The sequence below is a fragment of the Cronobacter dublinensis subsp. dublinensis LMG 23823 genome, assembly GCF_001277235.1.
GTDB lineage: Bacteria > Pseudomonadota > Gammaproteobacteria > Enterobacterales > Enterobacteriaceae > Cronobacter > Cronobacter dublinensis.
Genome location: NZ_CP012266.1, coordinates 3,795,883 through 3,817,184, shown reverse-complemented (window position 1 = coordinate 3,817,184; position 21,302 = coordinate 3,795,883). Strand labels below are relative to the sequence as shown.

Annotated in this window: 24 protein-coding genes; 9 read left to right on the top strand and 15 right to left on the bottom strand. The window is 57.4% G+C overall.

Going from position 1 to position 21,302, the window contains the following annotated elements; genetic code table 11:
• Positions 1 to 60 precede the first annotated feature (60 nt).
• Together treB and treR are read right to left on the bottom strand one after the other, a co-directional pair.
• Positions 61 to 1,479: a PTS trehalose transporter subunit IIBC gene (gene treB, locus AFK67_RS17655; RefSeq protein ID WP_007722797.1), complete on the bottom strand. Its 1,419-nt coding sequence runs from the start codon at positions 1,477 to 1,479 to the stop codon at positions 61 to 63.
• Between the two features lie 147 nt (positions 1,480 to 1,626).
• A complete protein-coding gene (treR, locus tag AFK67_RS17650) occupies positions 1,627 to 2,574 on the bottom strand; it encodes a trehalose operon repressor TreR (protein ID WP_007722800.1) in 948 nt (315 codons plus the stop codon).
• A 376-nt stretch (positions 2,575 to 2,950) separates the two neighbouring features.
• Between treR and grxB the strand changes: the two genes are divergently transcribed.
• Positions 2,951 to 3,586 carry a glutaredoxin 2 gene (gene grxB / locus AFK67_RS17645; RefSeq protein ID WP_007722805.1) on the top strand — a complete coding sequence of 212 codons (636 nt, stop codon included), beginning with the start codon at positions 2,951 to 2,953 and terminating at the stop codon, positions 3,584 to 3,586.
• Positions 3,587 to 3,642: 56 nt separating this feature from the next.
• The gene (locus tag AFK67_RS17640; RefSeq protein WP_007722807.1) at positions 3,643 to 3,945 is read left to right on the top strand and encodes a putative quinol monooxygenase; all 303 of its coding nucleotides are present in this window, start codon (positions 3,643 to 3,645) and stop codon (positions 3,943 to 3,945) included.
• A gap of 60 nt (positions 3,946 to 4,005) precedes the next feature.
• On the opposite strand, the gene AFK67_RS17635 is transcribed toward AFK67_RS17640, so the two are convergent.
• The 3 genes from AFK67_RS17635 to yqhD form a co-directional block, all read right to left on the bottom strand.
• A complete protein-coding gene (locus tag AFK67_RS17635; protein WP_038869906.1) occupies positions 4,006 to 4,515 on the bottom strand; it encodes a DUF3828 domain-containing protein in 510 nt (169 codons plus the stop codon).
• 76 nt (positions 4,516 to 4,591) lie between these two features.
• On the bottom strand, positions 4,592 to 5,419 hold the full coding sequence (gene dkgA / locus AFK67_RS17630; protein ID WP_007722810.1) for a 2,5-didehydrogluconate reductase DkgA: 828 nt from the start codon (positions 5,417 to 5,419) through the stop codon (positions 4,592 to 4,594).
• A gap of 105 nt (positions 5,420 to 5,524) precedes the next feature.
• Entirely contained in the window at positions 5,525 to 6,688 is a 1,164-nt protein-coding gene (yqhD, locus tag AFK67_RS17625; RefSeq protein ID WP_007722811.1) for an alcohol dehydrogenase, read from the bottom strand.
• Between the two features lie 187 nt (positions 6,689 to 6,875).
• Between yqhD and AFK67_RS17620 the strand changes: the two genes are divergently transcribed.
• On the top strand, positions 6,876 to 7,769 hold the full coding sequence (locus tag AFK67_RS17620; protein WP_007722812.1) for an AraC family transcriptional regulator: 894 nt from the start codon (positions 6,876 to 6,878) through the stop codon (positions 7,767 to 7,769).
• Positions 7,770 to 7,797: 28 nt separating this feature from the next.
• Here AFK67_RS17620 and yghB read toward each other — a convergent pair whose 3' ends face one another.
• Positions 7,798 to 8,451 (bottom strand): DedA family general envelope maintenance protein YghB, encoded by a 654-nt coding sequence (yghB, locus tag AFK67_RS17615; protein WP_007722813.1) that lies wholly within the window; start codon positions 8,449 to 8,451, stop codon positions 7,798 to 7,800.
• Between the two features lie 118 nt (positions 8,452 to 8,569).
• Positions 8,570 to 9,757 carry a cystathionine beta-lyase gene (gene metC / locus AFK67_RS17610; protein WP_007722814.1) on the bottom strand — a complete coding sequence of 396 codons (1,188 nt, stop codon included), beginning with the start codon at positions 9,755 to 9,757 and terminating at the stop codon, positions 8,570 to 8,572.
• A 249-nt stretch (positions 9,758 to 10,006) separates the two neighbouring features.
• On the opposite strand from metC, the gene exbB reads away from it, so the two are divergent.
• Both exbB and exbD read left to right on the top strand, forming a co-directional pair.
• Positions 10,007 to 10,747: a tol-pal system-associated acyl-CoA thioesterase gene (exbB, locus tag AFK67_RS17605; RefSeq protein ID WP_007722818.1), complete on the top strand. Its 741-nt coding sequence runs from the start codon at positions 10,007 to 10,009 to the stop codon at positions 10,745 to 10,747.
• A 6-nt stretch (positions 10,748 to 10,753) separates the two neighbouring features.
• On the top strand, positions 10,754 to 11,179 hold the full coding sequence (gene exbD / locus AFK67_RS17600; protein ID WP_007722821.1) for a TonB system transport protein ExbD: 426 nt from the start codon (positions 10,754 to 10,756) through the stop codon (positions 11,177 to 11,179).
• An 80-nt stretch (positions 11,180 to 11,259) separates the two neighbouring features.
• On the opposite strand, the gene AFK67_RS17595 is transcribed toward exbD, so the two are convergent.
• The 3 genes from AFK67_RS17595 to AFK67_RS17585 all read right to left on the bottom strand — a co-directional run bounded on the left by AFK67_RS17595 (position 11,260) and on the right by AFK67_RS17585 (position 13,261).
• Positions 11,260 to 12,156 carry an SDR family oxidoreductase gene (locus tag AFK67_RS17595; protein ID WP_007722823.1) on the bottom strand — a complete coding sequence of 299 codons (897 nt, stop codon included), beginning with the start codon at positions 12,154 to 12,156 and terminating at the stop codon, positions 11,260 to 11,262.
• 278 nt (positions 12,157 to 12,434) lie between these two features.
• Positions 12,435 to 12,854: a hypothetical protein gene (locus tag AFK67_RS17590; protein ID WP_007722825.1), complete on the bottom strand. Its 420-nt coding sequence runs from the start codon at positions 12,852 to 12,854 to the stop codon at positions 12,435 to 12,437.
• Between the two features lie 5 nt (positions 12,855 to 12,859).
• On the bottom strand, positions 12,860 to 13,261 hold the full coding sequence (locus AFK67_RS17585) for a hypothetical protein (protein ID WP_007722827.1): 402 nt from the start codon (positions 13,259 to 13,261) through the stop codon (positions 12,860 to 12,862).
• A gap of 105 nt (positions 13,262 to 13,366) precedes the next feature.
• On the opposite strand from AFK67_RS17585, the gene AFK67_RS17580 reads away from it, so the two are divergent.
• From AFK67_RS17580 to AFK67_RS17570, 3 genes are all read left to right on the top strand, one after another.
• Positions 13,367 to 13,867 (top strand): ESA_00282 family adhesion-associated protein, encoded by a 501-nt coding sequence (locus tag AFK67_RS17580; RefSeq protein ID WP_007722831.1) that lies wholly within the window; start codon positions 13,367 to 13,369, stop codon positions 13,865 to 13,867.
• Between the two features lie 119 nt (positions 13,868 to 13,986).
• Positions 13,987 to 14,484 carry a TIGR00645 family protein gene (locus tag AFK67_RS17575; RefSeq protein ID WP_007722834.1) on the top strand — a complete coding sequence of 166 codons (498 nt, stop codon included), beginning with the start codon at positions 13,987 to 13,989 and terminating at the stop codon, positions 14,482 to 14,484.
• Positions 14,485 to 14,646: 162 nt separating this feature from the next.
• Positions 14,647 to 15,774 carry a mechanosensitive ion channel family protein gene (locus AFK67_RS17570; protein ID WP_007722837.1) on the top strand — a complete coding sequence of 376 codons (1,128 nt, stop codon included), beginning with the start codon at positions 14,647 to 14,649 and terminating at the stop codon, positions 15,772 to 15,774.
• A gap of 57 nt (positions 15,775 to 15,831) precedes the next feature.
• Here the strand turns inward: AFK67_RS17570 and phnO are convergent, their stop codons facing one another.
• From phnO to AFK67_RS17545, 5 genes are all read right to left on the bottom strand, one after another.
• Entirely contained in the window at positions 15,832 to 16,269 is a 438-nt protein-coding gene (gene phnO / locus AFK67_RS17565) for an aminoalkylphosphonate N-acetyltransferase (protein ID WP_007722839.1), read from the bottom strand.
• Between the two features lie 154 nt (positions 16,270 to 16,423).
• Positions 16,424 to 17,803 (bottom strand): carbohydrate porin, encoded by a 1,380-nt coding sequence (locus AFK67_RS17560; RefSeq protein ID WP_007722842.1) that lies wholly within the window; start codon positions 17,801 to 17,803, stop codon positions 16,424 to 16,426.
• Positions 17,804 to 17,952: 149 nt separating this feature from the next.
• The gene (locus tag AFK67_RS17555; protein WP_007722844.1) at positions 17,953 to 18,258 is read right to left on the bottom strand and encodes a PTS lactose/cellobiose transporter subunit IIA; all 306 of its coding nucleotides are present in this window, start codon (positions 18,256 to 18,258) and stop codon (positions 17,953 to 17,955) included.
• A 138-nt stretch (positions 18,259 to 18,396) separates the two neighbouring features.
• A complete protein-coding gene (locus tag AFK67_RS17550) occupies positions 18,397 to 19,722 on the bottom strand; it encodes a PTS sugar transporter subunit IIC (protein ID WP_007722847.1) in 1,326 nt (441 codons plus the stop codon).
• A 16-nt stretch (positions 19,723 to 19,738) separates the two neighbouring features.
• Positions 19,739 to 20,053 (bottom strand): PTS sugar transporter subunit IIB, encoded by a 315-nt coding sequence (locus AFK67_RS17545; protein WP_007722851.1) that lies wholly within the window; start codon positions 20,051 to 20,053, stop codon positions 19,739 to 19,741.
• A gap of 290 nt (positions 20,054 to 20,343) precedes the next feature.
• Between AFK67_RS17545 and AFK67_RS17540 the strand changes: the two genes are divergently transcribed.
• Positions 20,344 to 21,297 (top strand): LacI family DNA-binding transcriptional regulator, encoded by a 954-nt coding sequence (locus AFK67_RS17540; RefSeq protein WP_007722854.1) that lies wholly within the window; start codon positions 20,344 to 20,346, stop codon positions 21,295 to 21,297.
• Positions 21,298 to 21,302 lie beyond the last annotated feature (5 nt).

The window sequence follows — 21,302 nt, the reverse complement described above, 5'->3', positions numbered from 1 at the left end:
AACGCCTTCCTGCCGTTGCTGAAGGGGAGCGCCGCAGCGCTCCCCGTACCACTCTAAAAGTTAGACGACTAATAACGTTCCCTGGCGGGATTTACGCTTATAGATGAACGTTGTCAGGATAAACGGCACGATAATCGCCACCAGCATCGCCATACCGTACACGCTCCAGTAGCTGGTCTGGATGGAGAGAATGGCCGGCAGGCCGCCGACGCCGATGCCGTTGGCCATCACGCCGCTTAAGCCGCACAGTAGCCCGGCGATGCACGAGCCCACCATGCCGCACAGCATCGGGAAGCGGTATTTCATGTTGATGCCGTACATCGCGGGCTCGGTGACGCCGAGATAGGCGGAGATCGCCGCCGGAACGGAAATCTCGCGCTCGTTGTGTTTGCGGCTGGTGGCAATGATGCCCATCACCGCCGACCCCTGCGCGATATTCGACAGCGCAATCAGCGGCCACACCGGCGTACCGCCCATGCTCTGGATCATCTGCATATCGACGGCAAGCGTGGTCTGATGGACGCCTGTGATAACCAGCGGCGCATAGAGGAAGCCAAACAGCGCGGCGCCGACGGGCGCGAAGCTGCCGGTCATCAGATGACGCACCGCGAACGCCACGCCGTCGCCGATAAGGCGTCCGAACGGGCCGATAAACGCATGCGCCAGGAACACGGCGAGCAGTAGCGAACAGACCGGCACAACCACCAGATAGAGATAATCCGGCACCAGCCGTTTCAAGCGTATTTCAATCATGCCGAGCGCGAGACCCGCCAGCAGCGCGGGGATGACCTGCGCCTGATAACCCACTTTGGCGATGGAAAAGAGCCCGAAGTTCCACACTTCCGGCGTTTGCTGGCCGAGCAGGTAGGCGTTCATCAGCTGCGGAGAGACCAGCGTGATGCCGAGCACGATCCCGAGGATCGGCGTGCCGCCCATTTTGCGCACCGCCGACCAGCAGATCCCGACCGGCAGGTAGAAGAAAATCGCCTCGCCGATAAGCCACAGGAAATCGTTCACCGTTTGCAGCACCGGGAACATCTGCGCCAGCGTCTGGCCGCCGCTCATCGGCACGTCGCCTATCACATTGCGAAAACCGAGCACCAGACCGCCGCTAATCAGCGCGGGCAGCAGCGGGAAGAAGATTTCGGCAAAGTGGGAGATCAGCCGCTCGTGCCATTTCATGTTCTGGCGCGCGGCGAGTTTGGCCTGATCTTTACTGGCGGCGCTATGGCCGCTGGTGGCGATCAGCGCCTGATAGTAATCGCCGACGTTGGTGCCGATTACCACCTGGAACTGCCCGGCGTTGGTGAAACAGCCTTTGACCATCGACAGTTCTTCAATGGCTTTCGGATTGGCTTTGGCCGGCTGGTTCAGTACAAAGCGCAGGCGGGTAATACAGTGGCTGACGGTCGCGATATTCTCACGGCCGCCCACCAGTTCTATCAGTTTATCGATATCCTGTTGGTTTACTTTGCTCATGATGAAGCCCTGTCGCAGAGGTAGGTACGAGGCACGGATGGCCTGATGCGCAGAGTAACGAGTAACCGTCCGGACGTGAACGGGAACGTTCCCGAAAATGGAGGGCGATCACAATAAACGTGGCGCACTGTCACGCAGGGCACACGATCAGTCGAGATGAGCGGGGATCACTATCTGGCGCGGATCGGCGCGGCGGGTAATCTGATCGATAAGCTGTTTCGCCGCCGCGCGCCCGGCTTCGCCGTAGCCAGGATCGACGGCGATCGTCTCCGGGTGCAGGAATTTCAGCAGCGGCGTATTGCCTACGCTCGCGAGCTGCAACGGCGCGCCGCCGCGCTGCTGGAGGTATTTGCTGACGCCGATGGCGAGGGTGTCGGTGGCGCAGACCAGCGCGGTGGTGTCGTCATGGAGCACTTCGGCGGCGTGCTCGTAGCCCTGTTTCATCGCAAGCCCCGGCAGCGTGTCGCAGGGCGTCAGCCCGTGCTGCGCGCAAAAAGCGAGATAGGCTTCGTGGCGACGTTTGCCGGTGGTGATATCGCTGTGCGGCACGCCGAGAAAACTGATGCGCCGGTGGCCTTGTTCATACAGCCGCTGCATCAGGAGCCGTATCGCGCCCTCGTCGTCAAAACAGACCGACGCAAAGCCTGGCGCGTCGCGCGCCATCAGCACCAGCGAATCCTGCCAGGCGGCGCTCAGCGCCTCGTTGACGCCGGTAAAGCTGAATAAAATCACGCCGTCGATATGGCGGCGGCTCAGCACGCCTAAATGCTCCTGCACCAGCGCCGGCGAAAAACGGCTCTCCAGCATGATAGGGTCGTAGCCCTGTTCATAGAGCGCCGGCAGCATCGTCTGCACCGCCAGGTTTTCCGACAGCGAATCCAGACGCGTTACTATAATCGCCACCACTTTATCGCTCTGCCCGCGCATCGCCCGCGCCGAACGGGAGGGCGAAAAACCGTGCTGGCGCATCACCGCCTCCACCTTTTCACGGGTGCGCTCGCTGACGCCGCTCTCGTTATTGAGCACGCGCGAGACCGTGGATTTCCCCACGCCGCTTAAGCGCGCGATATCTTTGATGGTGAGACGGGTTTGCATCGTCCATTCCTCTGGCTGGCGGTCGAAAAGGTGTTATGCGTTAAGGTAATGCGCGCCGCGCCGCGCGCAATGGGTAAAATCTGGTTCGGGCAGATCCTGATGAATAACGAGGAGCGGGCGCCATTTGTACGCGGCTAAGCGAAGCGGCGCTTATCTTCGCCGATGGCTTGTGGCTTATCAATCGGTTAGCAGCGAATTTGTGCGCCTGTCGTCTGTGGCGCGGGCAAAGGGATGAGGCGGTCAGCCAGCAGGCAGGTCGTAAGGCTGGCGCCTCGTTATGGCAGTGCGTTATGGTAATGACATTCAAGACAACGCATCCGTCGTCCTTTTGCGCGCGATAAAAATGTTGTCGCCGCCTTCCAGCATGGAGAATTGCATGAAGCTGCATATCTACGAGCACTGCCCGTTCTGCGTCCGCGCCCTGATGATTTTCGGCCTGAAAAAGCTACCCGTTGAGGTGTCGGTCATTATGGAAGGTGACGCCGAAACGCCGACCCGCATGGTCGGGCGCAAAGTGGTGCCGATTCTTGAAAAAGAAGACGGCACGTATATGCCGGAGAGTATGGACATCGTGCGCTACGTTGATGGGCTTGCCGCGCCGCGCGTCGCCGATGCGCCGGTCGATGAGGCGGTAAAACAGTGGTGCGAGTCGGTCTCCGGCCCGCTGTTCAATCTGGTTATCCCGCGCTTTACCGAGGGCGATTTCGCCGAACTGGCGACCCCGGAAGCCCGTCGCGCCTACGCCGCGCGTGAAGAGAAAGCGTTTGGCGATCTGGACGCGCTACGCGCGCAGACGCCTGCGCTGCTTGAGCAGGTTAACGCGAAGCTCGCGGCGCTTGAGCCGCTGGTAGCCGAGCGTCACGCGGTCGATACCACCGATTTTATTCTCTTCCCGCTGCTGCGCTCGCTCACCATCGTGAAAGGCGCGGCATTCGGCCCGCAGGCGCAGGCGTACCTTGCGCGCGTGTCGGCGCAGACGCAGGTGGCGCTGTTAAGCGACCAGGCAAAATAACCGCGACGGGCGTAAGCGCGCCGCTTATTTACCAACCTTAACTTCAGGAGTACAACATGACCGTTCCGGTAGTCGCTGTTTTTGTCAGTAAGCCTGGCAATGAAGAGACGCTTGAGCAGCTGTTTCGCGGCGTGATCGAGAAAACGCACGCGGAAGAGGGCTGCATCGTTTACCAGCTGAACCGCGACAGTGAAAATCCGCGCCGTTTCGTCTGGACTGAAGAGTGGGAGAGCCGTGAACTGCTGCAAAAACATCTGCAGTCGGCGCACATCGTTCACCTGTTCTCTGAGCTGCCGAAATATATCGAAACCTCAGACGTGATGCTGCTGGATAAACTCGCAGGCGGCAGCGCGAAGTAAGACGGCGTCAACGCAAAAAAAACGGCTTGCTCAGGCAAGCCGTTTTTTATGGGGCGCGAATCAGGGGGCGACGGCGTCGCTGTTAGCGCTATCGGCGCGCAGTTGCTTACTGCTCTCCTGTAGCGACTGAGAGAGGCTGCCGTTGCCGTTCATGATGTCATCGATGCGCCAGCGGCCTTTTTCATTGATAAGCGCGAAGCTTTGCGTGGTGGCGTCCGGTGAGCTGCGAAACGGACGGAACGTCACTGTCGCTTTGGCGTGCGCGGCATCGCTGTTGGTCACATTGATTTTATCTACCGCCAGATCGTCCCAGTCCTGGCAATAGCAGATGGGATCGTAATCGAGAAAGCCAACTTCGCCGCCCGCGAGACGGGTGTCTTCATCGACCAGCTTTAACAGGCGATCGGAGAGGATCTGCTTCTCGCCTTGGCTTGTGAAATCAACGGGTTCATTGCCTTTGGAATAACTTTGGTAAAGCGCTTTCAAAAATTGCGTAGGGGTCTGCTCGGCCCCTTGCGCCAGCGCGCTGGCGGAAAAAAACAGCATAACTAACGCTAAGCGGTGCTTCATCGGAACTGGTCCTCAAACGTCCGTAAACAGGCCTGCGTAGTATGCTGTTTTTTCTTTTTGCCGCCAACAGGCGCGTTTATCCGCCGAACTGTTCCGGGTCCGGGCCGAGGCGTTTGCCCTGATCGAGTTTCGCGATTTCGCTCAGCTCGTCTTTATCCAGGCGGAAATCCCAGACGTCGAAGTTTTCCGCGATACGCGACGGCGTAACGGATTTCGGGATAACCACCAGGCCGGAATCGAGATGCCAGCGGATGACAATCTGCGCCGGGGTTTTGCTGTACTTATCGGCAAGCGTACGGATGATTTTCTGATCGAATACGCCTTCGCCGCCCTGCGCCAGCGGGCTCCAGGATTCCGTCTGGATCTTGTGCGTGGCGTTCCAGGCGTGCAGCTGGCGCTGTTGCAGCAGCGGGTGCAGCTCAATCTGGTTGATAACCGGCGTGACGCCTGTTTCATCAATGATGCGTTGCAGATGCTCTACGTTAAAGTTACAGACGCCGATGCTCTTGATGAGCCCTTCCTGCTGGAGTTCGATCATGCCTTTCCAGGCCTCGACATAGTGGTCGATAGCCGGCACCGGCCAGTGCATCAGATAGAGATCCACATAGTCGAGCTGCAGCTTTTCGAGGCTCTCTTCCAGCGCCTCGCGCGGGCGCTTCTGGTCGTCATTCCACAGTTTGGTAGTGATAAACAGCTCGTCGCGCGCAATGTCCGCGCTTTTCAACGCATCGCCCACGCCCTGTTCGTTTTTATAGGCCGCCGCGGTATCGATGGAGCGATAGCCCACCTCCAGCGCTTTATGGATAGCGGTGACAACATCTTCGTTAGACGCTTGCCATACGCCGAGGCCGAGCTGGGGCATCAGGTTGCCGTCATGCAGCTTAATTACGCCTGGATTTGCCATATGTCCTCCTTTTGAGCTAACACACCGGGGCTGTTGCCCCGGCGCAAGTCAGGTGAGTTAAGTCTGGTTCAAATAGCCAAAAACGAAAGGTCGCGCGCAAAAAGCTTAGCGGGCGGCCTCGTAAATGCGGCGGCTGACGTCGAGGGTAATGTCCTGGTGTTCGCCAAGCGCGGTCAGGCCGTGCTCTTCGAGTTTCGCCAGCAGCGCCGGGATGGAACTGCCGTCCAGGCCGTAATCACTCAGGCGGGTTGGCGCGCCCATGGTTTCAAAGAAACGGCGGGTGGCGGCAATCGCGGCATCGATGCGTTCATCGTCGCTGCCTTCGGTGATATTCCACACGCGCCCGGCATATTGCAGCAGTTTGGCGCGCTTCTCGTTGCGCTTCTCATTCCACAGCGCTGGCAGCACGACCGCCAGCGTCTGGGCGTGATCCAGCCCGTGCATCGCCGTCAGCTCATGGCCGAGCATATGCGTCGCCCAGTCCTGCGGCACGCCCGCGCCAATCAGGCCGTTCAGCGCCTGGGTGGCGGCCCACATCAGGTTGGCGCGCACGTCGTAGTTTTCCGGCTCTTTCAGCGCTTTCGGGCCTTCTTCGATAAGCGTCAGCAGAATGCCTTCGGCGAAGCGGTCCTGAATTTTCGCGTTCACCGGGTACGTGACGTACTGCTCGACGGTGTGCACAAACGCGTCCACCACGCCGTTCGCTACCTGACGCGGCGGCAGGGTGTAGGTGTAAACCGGGTCGAGAATGGCGAAGCGCGGCTGCACAAACGGCGAGTGGAACGCTTGTTTATCGCCCGTGGCGCGGCGCGAAACCACCGCGCCTTTATTGGATTCCGAGCCGGTCGCAGGCAGCGTCAGCACCGAGCCCATCGGGATGGCGTCGGTAATATCGCTGCCGCGGGTTTCAAGGATATGCCACGGATCGCTTGCGGCGGTGTAGTGCGCGGCGGCGGCGATAAATTTAGTGCCATCCAGTACCGAACCGCCGCCGACGGCCAGTAAGAATGTCACTTTTTCTTTACGCACCAGTTCAACGGCGTTCATCAGCGTTTCGTAAGACGGGTTCGGCTCGATGCCGCCGAACTCCAGCACGTCGAGACCGTTTAACGCGCTGTAGACCTGATCGAGCACGCCGGTTTTCTTAACGCTGCCGCCGCCGTAGGTAATGAGTACGCGGCTGTCGGCCGGGATGAGCGAGCGCAGTTCGCTGATGGCGCCTTTACCAAAGGCAATGTGGGTCGGATTGTGGAGGTTAAAGTTGTTCATCGAAAACTCCTTCTGGAATAAACGTCACGCCAGGCGTGAAAGGTTGACGACTATTCTCGGCGCGGGAGCGTACAGCCTCAATGCTCATTCCTGCCTTTCTCTTGCCCATTTCTCTTTGCCGCTGGAGGAAACGCATTTTTTTGCGCACACTGGAGGCCGGATAAAAGGCTATCAGGAGCCGTGATTAATGAACCGTGACAGCGTCTGCCGCAAAATTGCCGACGAGATTAGGAGACTGAAAGAGAAAGAAAAAATGCTGGCGTTTCTGCCGCCGGAGGTGCGTCTGCTGTACGGCACGACGCCCGGCGCGCGCACACCGGTCATTTATCAGCCTGGCATCATATTTCTCTTTTCCGGCCATAAAACGGGTTATCTCAACGATAAAGTTTTCCGCTACGATCCGCGCGAATATCTGCTGCTGACGGTGCCGCTGCCGTTTGAGTGCGAAACGTTCGCCACCCCGCAGGAGCCGCTGGCGGGCCTGCGCATTAATATCGATCTGTTACAGCTTCAGGCGCTGGTGATGGAGATTGGCGAAGATGACCACTTCCGGCCCGCGCCCTGTTCGTGCGGCATTAACTCGGGCGTGCTGACCGATGAGATCCTCTGCGCCGTCGAGCGGCTGCTGGAGGTGCTGGAGACGCCGCTCGACGCGCGGATCCTCGGCAAGCAGGTCGTGCGCGAAATCCTGTATCACGTCCTGAAAGGGCCGGGCGGCGGGGCGCTGCTGGCGCTGGTGAGCCGTCAGACGCATTTTAGCCTGATAAGCCGCGCGCTGCGGCGCATCGAAACGCGCTATGCCGAAACCCTGACGGTGGAGCAACTCGCCGCGGAGGCCAACATGAGCGTGTCAGCGTTTCACCATAATTTTAAAGCGGTGACGAGCACCTCTCCGCTGCAATATCTGAAAACCTGGCGGTTGCAGCAGGCGCGGTTATTGATGCTGCATAACGGCATGAAAGCCAGCGCGGCGGCAATGCAGGTAGGGTATGAGAGCGCGTCGCAGTTTAGTCGGGAGTTCAAACGTTATTTCGGCGTCACGCCGGGAGAGGACGCCGCGCGGATGCGCGCGATGGCGTGAGCGGAGCTGGCGCTCCGCCCGAGGTCATTCAGCTTGTTTTTTTCTTCACTACCACCACGATGGCGCCGAGCAGGCCCATGACCAGCAGCGCGATGGGCAGGATCATGAGAAACGTCATGACCTGATCCTCATGGCGTTTAACGAACGGGATCATACTGATGGCATAGCCAAGGCCGGTGACCACGCCGACCCAAATCAGGGCGCTCAGCCAGTTGAAAATCTGGAAGCGGCGGTTAGAGAGGCCGGAGATGCCCGCCATTGTCGGCAGCAAGGTACGCACAAAAGCCAGGAAACGCCCGGTCAGCAGCGCCAGCAGACCATGGCGGTCGAACATGCAGGTGGCGCGGTGGTGGTATTTTGCCGGTAACTGCGCGAGCCAGCCGCGCACGAGGCGGGTATTGCCGAGCCATCGCCCCTGAACATAGCTCAGCCAGCAGCCGAGGCTCGCCGCCGAGGTGAGGATCACAAGCGTCGGCACAAAGTCCATCACGCCCTGGGCTATCATCGCGCCCGCCAGCAGGAGCAGGCTGTCGCCCGGTAAAAACGAGGCCGGCAGCAGACCGTTTTCTAAAAACAGCGTGGCAAACATCACGCACCAGACAACGCCAACGACATGCGGGTCCGCCAGCGCGGCAAAATCGTGATGCCAGAGCGCAGCGATAATATCCTGGATAACAGCCATGGGAGATCCTGTGGAACAGCGGAATTGTGCTTATTGTACCCTTAAATGGACCGGCACATCTGCATTACAGGTTCAACAAACCCTCTCTTTTCCTGGGATAACGGCGTTTTTTTTCACTTCAGGCGATGCGATGAAAGCCTGCGTCCAGATCGGCGATTAAATCTTCGACATTTTCAAGCCCGATGTGCAGGCGCACCAGCGTGCCGGTGAAGTCGACGCCGCCCGCCGGACGAATCGCCGCCAGCTCTTCGGGCTGATTGGCGAGGATCAGCGATTCATAGCCGCCCCAGGAGTACGCCATGCTGAAATGGGTGAAATTATCCAGATAACGCGCGAATTCCGTCTCGCTCAAACGTCTGTCGAGAATAAAAGAGAACAGGCCGCTGGCGCCGCTAAAATCGCGCTGCCAGAATTCATGGCCTTTGCTGCCGGGCAGCGCCGGATGGTTGACGCGCGCCACCTGCGGATGCGCCGCCAGCCATTGTGCGATTTTCAGCGCGCTTTCGTGATGCTGACGCAGGCGCACGGCAAGGGTGCGCAGGCCGCGGCTGGTGACATACGCCGTGTCGGCATCCACCATCTGGCCCATCAGGTAGGCGTTTTCGCGAAGCGTATCCCAGCAGCGGGCATTGGCGACGGCGGTGCCGATCATCGCGTCCGAATGGCCGACCAGATATTTAGTGCCTGCCTGAATAGAAATATCGACGCCGAAATCGAGCGCTTTGAACAGAATGCCCGCAGCCCAAGTGTTGTCCATCATAATAATGGCCTGCGGCGCGACGCGGCGCACCGCCGCGACAATCGCCGGGACGTCATGCACTTCCATCGTGATGGAGCCTGGCGACTCCAGAAACACGACTTTGGTGTTGGGCTGAATATGTTGCGCGATAGCCGCGCCCGCCAGCGGATCGAACCAGCTGGTGGTGACGCCGAGCTTCGCGAGAATTTTGGTGCAGAAATCCTGCGTCGGCTCATACGCGCTGTTGGTCACCAGCACATGGTCGCCCTGTTCAACAAACGCCAGAATAGTATTAGCGACCGCCGCTGCGCCGCACGGAAACAGCGCGCAGCCCGCGCCGCCTTCCAGCTCGCACATCGCCTCCTGAAGCGAAAAGTGGGTCAGGGTGCCGCGACGGCCATAAAACAGTTCCCCCTGCGCGCGCCCGGCGGTGGCCTGTTTTTTCGCCTCAACGCTCTCAAACACCAGCGATGACGCCCGCTGGATCACGCTGTTCACCGAACCTTGCGTGTAACGTTTCGCGCGTCCGGCATGGATGAGCGTCGTCTCGATGTGTTTGTCGGTCATGGAAGGCTCCTGTCTGAACGTCTGGATGTCTAAAACTACGTTACCACGGAAAATCCCCAGCGCCTCGCGCTGTTTTGCGTTTGGCGGGAAAGATGAAAAAACGTCATCTGCGCCGCTTTCCTGTCTGAGCGCAAAGAAAAAAAATGTGCGCTGGCGCACCATGCAAATACTAATGAGAACTACTATCAATTCGATGTCATTTTGATATCATTGTGAGCAGTTTTGTGACTTTCGTCCTGGAGATGCAGAGTGGGAAATAATTTGATGCAGACGGATCTCTCCGTCTGGGGCATGTATCAGCATGCCGACATCGTGGTGAAAATTGTCATGATCGGCCTCATCCTGGCCTCCGTCGTGACCTGGGCGATCTTCTTTAGCAAAAGCGTTGAGCTCGCCGGTCACAAGCGCCGCCTCAAACGCGAGCAGCAGGAGCTGGCAGGCGCCCGCACGCTGAACGACGCGCGCGAGATGGCCGAGCGTTTCGGCCCGAAAAGCCTCAGCGCCCGTCTGATTGACGAAGCGCAGAACGAGCGTGAGCTCTCGGCAGGCAGCGAAGATAACGAAGGCATTAAAGAGCGCACCGGTTTTCGTCTTGAGCGTCGCGTGGCGGCGGCAGGGCGTCACATGGGGCGCGGCAACGGCTATCTCGCCACTATCGGCGCGATTTCTCCGTTCGTCGGCCTGTTCGGCACCGTGTGGGGCATCATGAACAGCTTTATCGGCATCGCCCAGTCGCAGACCACCAACCTTGCGGTCGTGGCGCCGGGTATCGCCGAAGCGCTGCTGGCGACGGCCATTGGTCTTATCGCCGCGATCCCGGCCGTGGTTATCTACAACATTTTTGCGCGCACCATCGGCAGCTATAAAGCGACGCTCGGTGATGTCGCGGCACAGGTGCTGCTGCTGCAAAGCCGCGATCTGGATCTCGAGGCGAGCGCGCAGGCGCAGCCGCAGCCGGTACGTACTGCTCAGAAACTGCGTTTAGGTTAATGCCCTATGGCGATGCGTCTTAACGAAAATCTGGATGATAACGGCGAAATGCACGAAATTAACGTCACGCCGTTTATCGACGTGATGCTGGTGCTGCTGATTATCTTTATGGTGGCCGCGCCGCTCGCGACCGTCGATGTGAAGGTGAATCTGCCGGCGGCGTCGAGCCAGCCGCAGCCGCGCCCGGAAAAGCCGGTCTATCTGTCGGTGAAAGCGGATAAAACGATGTTTATCGGCAACGACCCGGTTACCCGCGACACGATGGTCGGCGCGCTGGACGCGCAGACCGGCGGCAAGAAAGACACCACGATTTTCTTTCGCGCCGACAAAACGGTCGACTACGAAACCATGATGAGCGTGATGGATACGCTACATCAGGCGGGCTATCTGAAAATCGGCCTGGTCGGTCAGGAAGTGACGAAAGCGAAGTAACGCTTAAGCCTTCAGATAACCCTTCAGATAAAGAAAAAGCGCGGCACAGGCCGCGCTTTTTTATGCTCCATCGCCGGGCGTTAACTCAGGTGCTCGCCGCCGGTCACGCCGTGAACTTCGGCGGTGACGTAGCTCGACTCCTGGCTTGCCAGATAGACGTAAATCGGCGCAAGCTCGGCGGGCTGACCGGCGCGTTTAAGCGGCGTCTGCTGGCCGAACTGCGGGATTTTCTCCTGCGGCTGACCGCCACAGATTTGCAGCGGCGTCCAGATAGGGCCTGGGGCCACGATATTCACGCGAATGCCTTTCTCGGCCACCTGTTTCGCAAGGCCGCGGCTGTAGTTCAGGATAGCGGCCTTGGTAGAGGCGTAATCCAGCAGGTGCGGACTCGGCTGATATGCCTGAATGGACGACGTCGTAATAATGCTCGCCCCCGGTTTCAGGTGCGGCAGCGCCTCCTGGGTTATCCAGAACAGCGCGAACACGTTGGTCGCATAGGTTTTCTGAAACTGTTCGCTGGTGAGATCCGCAATATCTTCAACGGCGGTCTGCTTACCGGCCACCAGCGCCAGAATATCCAGCCCGCCCAGTTCTTTAATGGCGCGATGCACCAGCTCACGGGCGAATTTCTCATCGGTCAGATCGCCTGGGATCAGCACCGCTTTGCGGCCTGCCTCTTCAATCAGCGCTTTGACCTCTTCGGCGTCCTGCTGCTCGTCCGGGAGGTAGTTCAGCACCACGTCCGCGCCTTCTCGCGCGTAAGCAATGGCGGCAGCGCGTCCGATGCCGGAATCGCCCCCTGTCACCAGTGCCTTACGATCCTGAAGACGACCGCTGCCCTTGTAGGTTTTCTCGCCGCAGTCCGGCACCGGCTCCATTTTTGCCTGAATGCCCGGCGCAGGCTGTTTCTGCTTTGGATATTCCCCGGTGAAATACTGGGAAGTCGGGTCCTGGATCTTGTTCTGGTCGTTCGCCATAAGTTCCTCCTCGTTATCAAAGCGTATCTCTAAGGGTAGTGCCTTGTGCTGCGCTGTCGAAAATTATCAGGATTTTCTGTATTCACGTTGCGCAGGGTAGTCTTCGGGGCGTGCCTGTAAAGTGAGGCATAGTTAACGCTGCTGCGCCGGGCGGCGCTATCGCTGTGACGCATCAAGCGCGGCACACGCAATCATACCGGCGACGCACATATCGGCGCGCTGTAGCAGGTGACGGAGGTGATAACGCAGAGGAGAGCGGCAAGTGAAAAGCGGGCGCGCTACTTTTTGGCTGAAGGGGCGGGCGGTTCCGGGAGCGGCGTAACGGAGGAGGTCTGGCAGTTGCCATCGGCGAGCTGACGGGTCAGCATCAGCGTTTCGGCTTCCTGCGTTTTGATCTGCTGATAGTGTTGTTCAATCGCCGCCATGATTTGCGCGCGCAGCTGCGGGTGCCGGTTCATGAGTTCTTCCAGCACCGCGCCATACACTTCTTCTTTCACCAGCAACGGATAGATTTCGCGGCGATTATGCCATTTCAGCTGTACCAGGGCGGCCGGGATCGTCAGCACTGCCCGGGTATAACCCGCAATGGCTTCATTCTTTTCGTTAATCAGCGCCTGCAAATTCTGACTTAAGATAAATTTCTGCTCTTCTTGCTTATCTAAAGTGAAATATTGGTGGCTGGAGGTTATTTCCGTCACGCCAGTTAATCCTCGAACTTATAAAAAACGGGGGCGTCTTTTTCCTGGGTAATGAGATTAAGCCAAATTTTATTACCCGCTTCATTTATCTGCGCGGTTTTGGTGGCGATCAGTTCAGCCAATTCTTCAGCGCTAATAGTATTATCTTCGACCAGTTTATTCAGGACTTTAGTGTAAGCCTCGATTTTAACCACACTGAGCAGGCGTGCTTTAATATGGCGGTCGCGTTCTTCAAGCAACACGTTGCCGCTCTGGCCCGCCAGAGATTTGCCGCTCAATATGTCGGTTTCATATTCTTCGAGCTTTGGCTTTCCCTGAGTTAAATTTTCGCTATTTTGTTCGCCGGAGGGTTGGGTGTCGGGTGTAGGAATACGATAACGCGCCGGCACAAGATTGTCGGGCAACATTGATGTTATTTCCTTTTATATCAGAAGGATAAAGGATTGGGCTGAATGGTTTTCGTTGACAATAACATGCCGCAAAATTAAAATCAAAAAAAACGGAGTCTGCACATGAACAGTATTTTTTATTCTGTCATTACCTTGATGCTGCTTTTAAGCGGCGTACTTTTTTTTATGAAAGAAAATGGTGACAATAAACCAGCGAACGGTTCTGGTGCAGAGCCCATGCCGCCACGCAACAAAGAAGAGGGCGAAGACCATTTCTCCGCGCTCCTTAACGCAATTACGCCGTTATGGTACTGGCGCGTTAATCATGAATATATTGATTTTACTAATGCAACCATTAAAAAAATGAGTTTTGAAGAGCTCAATGCGACGCCTGGTTTATTTGAGGCGCAACGCCGTTGCAGTAATCTTAATTCCGCGGTTTATAAATATTACGACAATTTAAAAAAACGCTGTCTGAACGGCGAGTTAGTCACTTTCTCCGATATCGAAGTCCTCAACCTGCGCCACTGCTTCCATGAGTTCAGCCAGGACGCGTACCCGCAACTGGTGGCGATCGTCTGGCCGGAGTATCAGCGCCCGCAGGTCGATATCACGCAGGTCTAAGCCTGCCTTTCTCCGTTGTTGTTGTTATTCCCCTGTTAAGCGTCGTTTGCTGGCGTGTTGCCAGACGTTAACCTCTGTGCGTTATACTGAAAGCCATTCTGGCTATTTTTCAGGACGCTATGGAACGCTTTATCGAAAACGCAATGTACGCTTCGCGCTGGCTGCTGGCCCCGGTTTACTTCGGGCTCTCGCTGGCCCTGCTGGCGCTCACCGTCAAATTCTTCCAAGAAATCTTCCACGTTCTGCCGAACATTTTATCGATAGCCGAGGCGGATCTTATTCTGCTGCTGCTGTCGCTGGTGGATATGACGCTGGTGGGCGGTCTGCTGGTCATGGTGATGTTTTCCGGTTACGAAAACTTCGTCTCCCAGCTGGATATTCATGAAGGTAAGGAAAAGCTAAGCTGGCTTGGCAAAATGGACGCCAGCTCGCTGAAAAATAAAGTGGCGGCGTCCATTGTCGCTATCTCGTCGATTCACCTGCTGCGCGTCTTTATGGATGCGAAGAACGTGCCGGATAATAAGCTGATGTGGTATGTGATTATCCATCTCACGTTCGTGCTATCGGCATTCGTGATGGGATATCTCGATAAAATCTCCCGCGAAAAAGGCTATTAACACGTTACGGCAGACAGGCCGGACGGGTTAATTCTGCGATTAAGCCCCTTCTGATGAAGGGGCCTTTTTTATCCGCCAGGCGGCATAACCCTATGAAAAGAGCGTCCTTAGCGATGGTCTATACTCAGATTTCTTTTAAGGGCTGCCAACCACGGAGGATGAATGGAGTACATTCTGCACACCAATTTTTTACGGCTGATGACCTCGTTAACGTTCTGGGGAAATGTCCTGCTGGTCGTGGCGGTCACCGCCATTACTTACTGGGTCGTGAATAAAGTGCTCGCGCTGCTGCACAAGCGTATCGCCCGCTGGGCGGAGGAGCACAACAACAGCACCGCGTATAAAGTGTTTCTCGACGTGCTGCAAAAGACGCGGCGGATCCTGATTTTATTTGCGGCGTTCCTGTTCAGCCTGCAGTTTGTCAGCCTGCCTGACCGGCTACACAGCACGATTTCCCACGCCTGGTTCCTGGTGCTGGCGTTGCAAATCGCGCTGTGGTTCGATCAGTCGGTGCAGTCGTGGCTGCGCCATTCCCTGATGCGCCCCGGCGCGCACCGCAACCCGGTGACGACGATTATCCTCGGGCTAATGATCCGCGCGCTCATCTGGGCGGTCATGCTGCTGTCGATTCTCGCTAACGCCGGGGTCAACATCACGGCGCTGGTCGCAAGCCTCGGCGTCGGCGGTATCGCCATCGCGCTGGCGGTGCAGACGGTCTTAAGCGACGTTTTCGCCTCGCTTTCAATAGGCTTCGATAAGCCGTTCGAGATTGGCGATTTCATCGTCTTTAACGATGTTTCCGGCACTATCGAGCATATCGGCCTTAAAACCACGCGCATTCGCAGCCTGAGCGGCGAGCAGATTGTCTGCGCCAACGCCATTCTGCTTCAGCAAACCATCCACAACTATAAACGCATGCAGACCCGCCGCATCGTGTTTACGTTCGGCGTTGCGCTCTCCACGCCGCCTGAGAAGCTGCGCCAGATAGGCCCGATGGTGAAAGCGATCATCGAGAAGAGCGGCGACACCCGCTTCGATCGTGCTCACTTTGCCGCGTTCGACCAGGATCGCCTGACCTATGAAGTGGTGCACATCATTAATACGGCGGATTACAACCAGTACATGGATCTGCAGCAGGAGATTAACCTGCGCATTATGGAAGGGTTACAGGAGCTCGGCGTGCGCCTGGCGCTGCCAAGCCGCGTGATTATTCAGTCTGACGGGCCGGAAGAAAAAGAGGAAGACGGTAAGCCGCAGGAGGGTAATCCACAGCAAGCCCACCAGGCGTAACGCTGAAGTATGCAGGGTTCGCAACACCCGCCCCGGTTTGTCCGGCGGCGGGTTTTTTTATGCCAGCGGTTTTGTAAAACGCGCATGGGTGCGTGTGTAGCCCTCGCGTTCGTAAAAACGGTGCGCGTCGAGGCGTTTGACGCTGGTGGAAAGCTCCGTCAGCTCTGCGCCGGCCTTGCGGGCAATCTCTTCGGCACACGCCAGAAGCGCTTTGCCAGTACCTGTACCGCGCATTTTCGGCATCACGACCAGCTCCTGGATTTCGCCAATCAAGCGCAAGTGATGCAGGTGGTATTGCAGATGCAGGGTGATCAGCCCGATCGGTTCGTCATCATGCCAGGCCAGCAGCAGGTGCGTATTGGGTTGCGCCAGGAGACGTGCGAAACCGTCGCGAAACCTGCTTCTGTCAAACGTCGCCTGTTTGAGTTCGCAAATGAGCGCGTAGGCGTGCGCTTCGTCATCAAGGGTGGCGGGGCGGATTTCATTGGCAGGCATTACGCGGCTCCTCAGGCATCCGACGGCGCGGACGCGCGATTAACAGGGCAGAAGACGACATGTACCGCGCCATTGTTGCAGCGTTTGCGGCGCGCGTCAGCCTGTTAAAAAGAGGAGGGTGAACCGCGCGACAGAAGCCGCGCGGTCAGGGGGATTACCACCAGGCTTCCCACATAGCGCCGATATTCAGCGAATCGAGCTGCGACTCTTCGGTGTTGTTCACGCGCGCGGTGCGTTTGTTGTCCACCTCGCCGCCAGTCACGTAGAAGCGCAGCATCGGGCGGAATTCCGGTCCCATCGCAATAGACATATTCTGCGAGAGCGTGACTTTCCAGCCGTCGTTGTCTCCGCCTTCTTTATAATCGACGCGCTGCCAGCCCGCTTCGAGCCAGGTAGAGTGAACGTCGTTCCAGAAATACATCGGGCGCACGATGGCGTTGTAGTTGCGGCGGTTATCGCGGTCGTCACGGTCGTTGTCGTAATCGTGGAACGCCAGCAGGTACTCAATCTGCGCCTGCTGCGTGAACTTATGAAGTCCTTCGAAGCTTGCGTAGACGGTGGTCAGATCGTCGGTTTTGTTATAGACGCTGTTGTCTGAGTTATCGGAGTAGCGGGCGATAAGTTTGTTCACGCCGCTGTCATTGGTGTGGCTCAGCACCACGCCGCCCTGCCAGGCTTTCAGGCGCTCATCGCGATCCACCGCTTTGGAGTCGAACCCGTAGTTGGCGTAAAGCTCCAGATCGAGCGGGCCGACTTTCATGCCGTGCAGTTTCGAGGTGGCCGCGTAGTTGCCTTTATCGCCGGTGCCGGAGCCGCCGGTACAGGTGATGCGCGACGGGTTGGCCTCATCTTCCATCACTTCCGGGCTACAGGATTCGACGGCTGCGACCACCGCCAGATCGAGCTGCACGCCGCCGAGATCGAAGTTTTTCACCCCAGCGCCCTGGCCGTCGTGGTTCATCCAGAAGTAGTCGTTGATGCCTTGTTGCGGACGCTGGTGGAAATCACGACCGGCCCAGAAATAGGCGTTCGGGTTGGATTCGAGCAGATTGGTCACGCCCGCGTAGGCTTTTTTCAGGTTCACTTCGTCGCCCCAGTGGTCAAACATCACGTTGACGTCCCAGATGGCGCCATTGCCGCCTTTAAAGGCTTTAGAGAGCTGGAATTCGCCGCCGTTGCCTTCGTTGCCGAGTCGGCCAATCGCGGACGCGCCGTTATAGGAGCCGTCCACCCCGACATACTTCTGGTCGCCGCTCTGGTAATGCGCGCCGTAGCGGGCGTAGCCGGTGAATTTTACCCCGAACGGGATCGCGAGATCCGGCGTCTGGGCGGTGGATTGCGGCTCGGTGATGACATCCGCTTTCTTGTTCATTGCGGCATCGATTTTCGCCTGACGCTCGGCCAGCGCTTTATCCACCGCTTTTGCCACCATGGCGTCGATTTGTTCCTGCGTATATTCATGAGCGAGCACAGACATCGGGCAAAGCGCGGCGATAACCGCCAGGGTTAAGGGCAGTTTTTTTAACGTAGTCATAATTATCTCTTTATCGTTACTATTATTAAGACAACAGCTTTCCCTTCTGGCGAGCCAGAATTAATGCGCTATCATCGGGAAAACTATTTACGTCGTTTCAGGTACAGCTATTTATCGCAACCCGGATATTTATCCACGGCAATTCTTATTTACTGACGCTGATATAAATGCATCAGCTCTTCAGAAAATTCACGCGCCAGCAGGGAATTCATTAAATGATCCTGCGCGTGCACCATAATTAACGTCATCGGCTGGCGGCCTTCTCCGGCGTCTTGCTCAATAAGCTTCGTCTGCATCTGGTGCGCTTGACGGGCGTAGCCGTCTGCCTCGCGCAGCAGCTGCTGCGCCTCGGTGAAATTCCCGGCGCGGGCGGCGTGCAGCGCTTCAAAACAGAGGCTGCGCGACTGCCCCGCATTGACGATGATTTCCATTACCGCTTCTTCCAGTGCCATCATTATTGATTACTCTTCATCTGTTAAAGGGAAATAACGCGGGCGCAGCCGCCCCCGCATGGCGCAATTCGCCACGCGTGTATTTCGGATACGGTTTTCCGCTCCCGTCTGGATAATGCGCTGTCCTTAGCGCGGCGATGATTATCCGGTGACGGTTTGCGCCGTCGGGGCGGCGTTACGGGCCTTCAGCTCTTCAGTTTTAATTAATGACCGCTCATAGGCGCGCAGGAAAGGCAGGTAAATGAGCGCCGACATCACCATGCAGACCAGGCACATGACCACCGGGGCAAAGGCCCAGTTGGCGGCCCAGGACGCGCCGATAGGCGCAGGCGTCGTCCACGGGGTGAGCGACACCACCTGTTCAATCAGGCCCAGCCGGGTGGCGGTCCAGGCGAGTACCGCGTTCACCAGCGGCACGCAGACGAACGGGAGAAACATCATCGGGTTCATGATGATAGGCGCGCCAAACAGGATGGGCTCGTTGATATTAAAGAAGCTTGGCACGACGCCCATCTTGCCGATGGTGCGCAGGTGCGTGACGCGGCTTTTCAGCAGCAGGAACGCCAGCGGCAGGGTGGAGCCGACGCCGCCAATCAGCAGGTAGTGGTCCCAGAAGCCCTGCAGATAGGTGTGCGGCAGCGCGGCGCCGGCGGCGAGCGCAGCCTGGTTGGCGGAGAGGTTCGCCATCCAGAACGGGTTCATAATGCCGGTGACAATAAGCGAGCCGTGGATGCCCGCGAACCAGAAGATCTGGCACAGCAGCACGGAGAGCAGCACCGCAGGCAGGGAGTCGGAGGCGGAAACCAGCGGCTCCAGCAGATGCATAATCGCCTGCGGCATAATCATGCCGGTCTGCGCTTCGATAAACAGGTTCAGCGGATGCAGCGTGCCCATGACCGCCATCACCGGGATCAGAATTTCAAAAGAGCGCGCCACGCCGGTCGGCACCTCTTTGGGCAGGCGAATCGTCACCTTATGCTGCTTGAGCCACGCGTAGACGCGGGTGGAATAGATGGCGGTGATGAGCGCCGTAAAAATGCCCTGGCCGGAGAGATATTGCGTGGAGATTTTGCCGTCGGCATACGGGGCGGCGACCAGCAGGAACGCCATAAAGGCCAGCAGGCCGGACATCACCGGGTCGAGCTGGAACTGACGCCCCAGGCTCGCGCCTATCCCGACCGAGATAAAAAAGGTCATCACGCCCATGCTGAGGTTAAAGGGCAGCATCAGTTGCTCGCGGTAAGTCTCGGAGAAATCGAGCCAGGCGCGGGCGAAGCCAACCGTGGTATCGGCGGAGAATGGCGGGAAGATAAACACCAGCATAAACGAGCCGATAATCATAAACGGCAGCGCCGCGGTGAAGCCGTCACGAATGGCGATAACATATTTCTGCTGGCCGAGTTTTCCGGCGAGCGGAGTGATCGTCTGTTCAATGACGGCAATCATCGACTGATATAAAGAACTCATGGGCGAGATCCTGTTTCTAATGCGCCGCTTCGATGAGCGAGAGCGCGTAGTCCAGCACTTTGTCGCCACGCTGCATTCCGTAATCCATCATGTCGATGGCCTGAACAGGAATGCCGTGAGCGGCAGCCTTTTGCGACAGCGTCGGTAACATATACTTCACTTGCGGCCCGAGCAGTACCACCTGATATTTTGGAAACTGCGTATCAAATTCGGCAACGCCCCAGGCTTCAATCTGTACCGGGAGGTCCCGCTCCTGGGCCGCGTCCACCATTTTCCTCACCAGCAGACTGGTGGACATTCCCGCAGAGCAACACAGCATAATCTTGTACATGACCTCATCCTTAAATGTAAAAACTTATTGCGGAGATGATTGGATAGGATATGGAAACCGATTTCCATTTATAAAAAATGGAAGTGTGAGCCCTATCATGATCTCCCGCTTATCGCGCGGATTAATTGGATTTGCATCACAGCTTTTCAGGTGAAATTCGTGACACGGATACGAAACGGAAAATCGGTTTCCATGATTTCGGGAAACAGATATACTTCAGCCGGTTATCATCTGAACGATTTTTGATGAAAGTTTGACGCAGAAAACCAGGTTTCTGTCAGGGGAAAAAGATGTCAACAATCAACGACGTATCGCGTTTAGCCGGGGTGTCGAAAGCCACGGTGTCTCGGGTGTTGAGCGGATCGCGCGGCGTGAAGGAAGCCAGCCGTCAGGCGGTGTTGAAAGCGGTGGATGAACTCAACTACCGCCCTAACGTCATCGCGCAGTCGCTGTTAAGCCAGAGCACTGGCTGCATCGGCGTGATTTGCGCGCAGGATAATATCAACCAGACCACCGGTTACCTCTACGCGCTGGAAAAACAGCTCAGCCAGCATCAGAAACACCTGCTGCTGCGCTTCGCCAACAGCAAGCAGGAGGTGATGCAGGCGCTCGACGAACTGACCAGCGGCCTGTGCGACGACGTGCTGATCATCGGCGCGCGGTTTCCGTTAAACATCACGCAGGAAAATGTGATCCTGGTGGACTGCATGGAGAGCGAAAACGCCCCCAGTCTCCAGTACGATCATGCGTTCGCCGTGGAAACCGCCTGTAACTATCTGATTCGTCAGAACCGACGCCAGATTGCGCTCATTTACCCCCACGGCAGCGGCTTCGCCGATCAGGTGCTGCTCGGTTATAAGCTGGCGCTGGAGCGCAACTTCCTGCCGTTTAACCGCAATCTGGTGTTGATGGACGCGACCTCATCGTCGGTGGCGTTGCAGGAGTTGCTCAACAACGCCACGACGGTGAACTTCAACGCGCTGCTGGTGGCCGACGATCAGGAGGCGCAGCGTGTCATCCCGCAGCTCCAGGCGTTTAATAAGTCGGTGCCGGAAGAGATCATGGTCTTTAGCCTCGCGGGCACGCTGCATATGCCAGGCATCCCGACGATCCCGGCTATCGAGTATTCGATGGATGTGATGGCCGCGCGAATTGTCGGCTGGCTGAATGAGAAAACGCAGGATGTGCTCGGCAGCGGCGTGCTGCGGGGCGACTTATTCCTGCCGGAAATCCCTAAGCGCTAAAATAA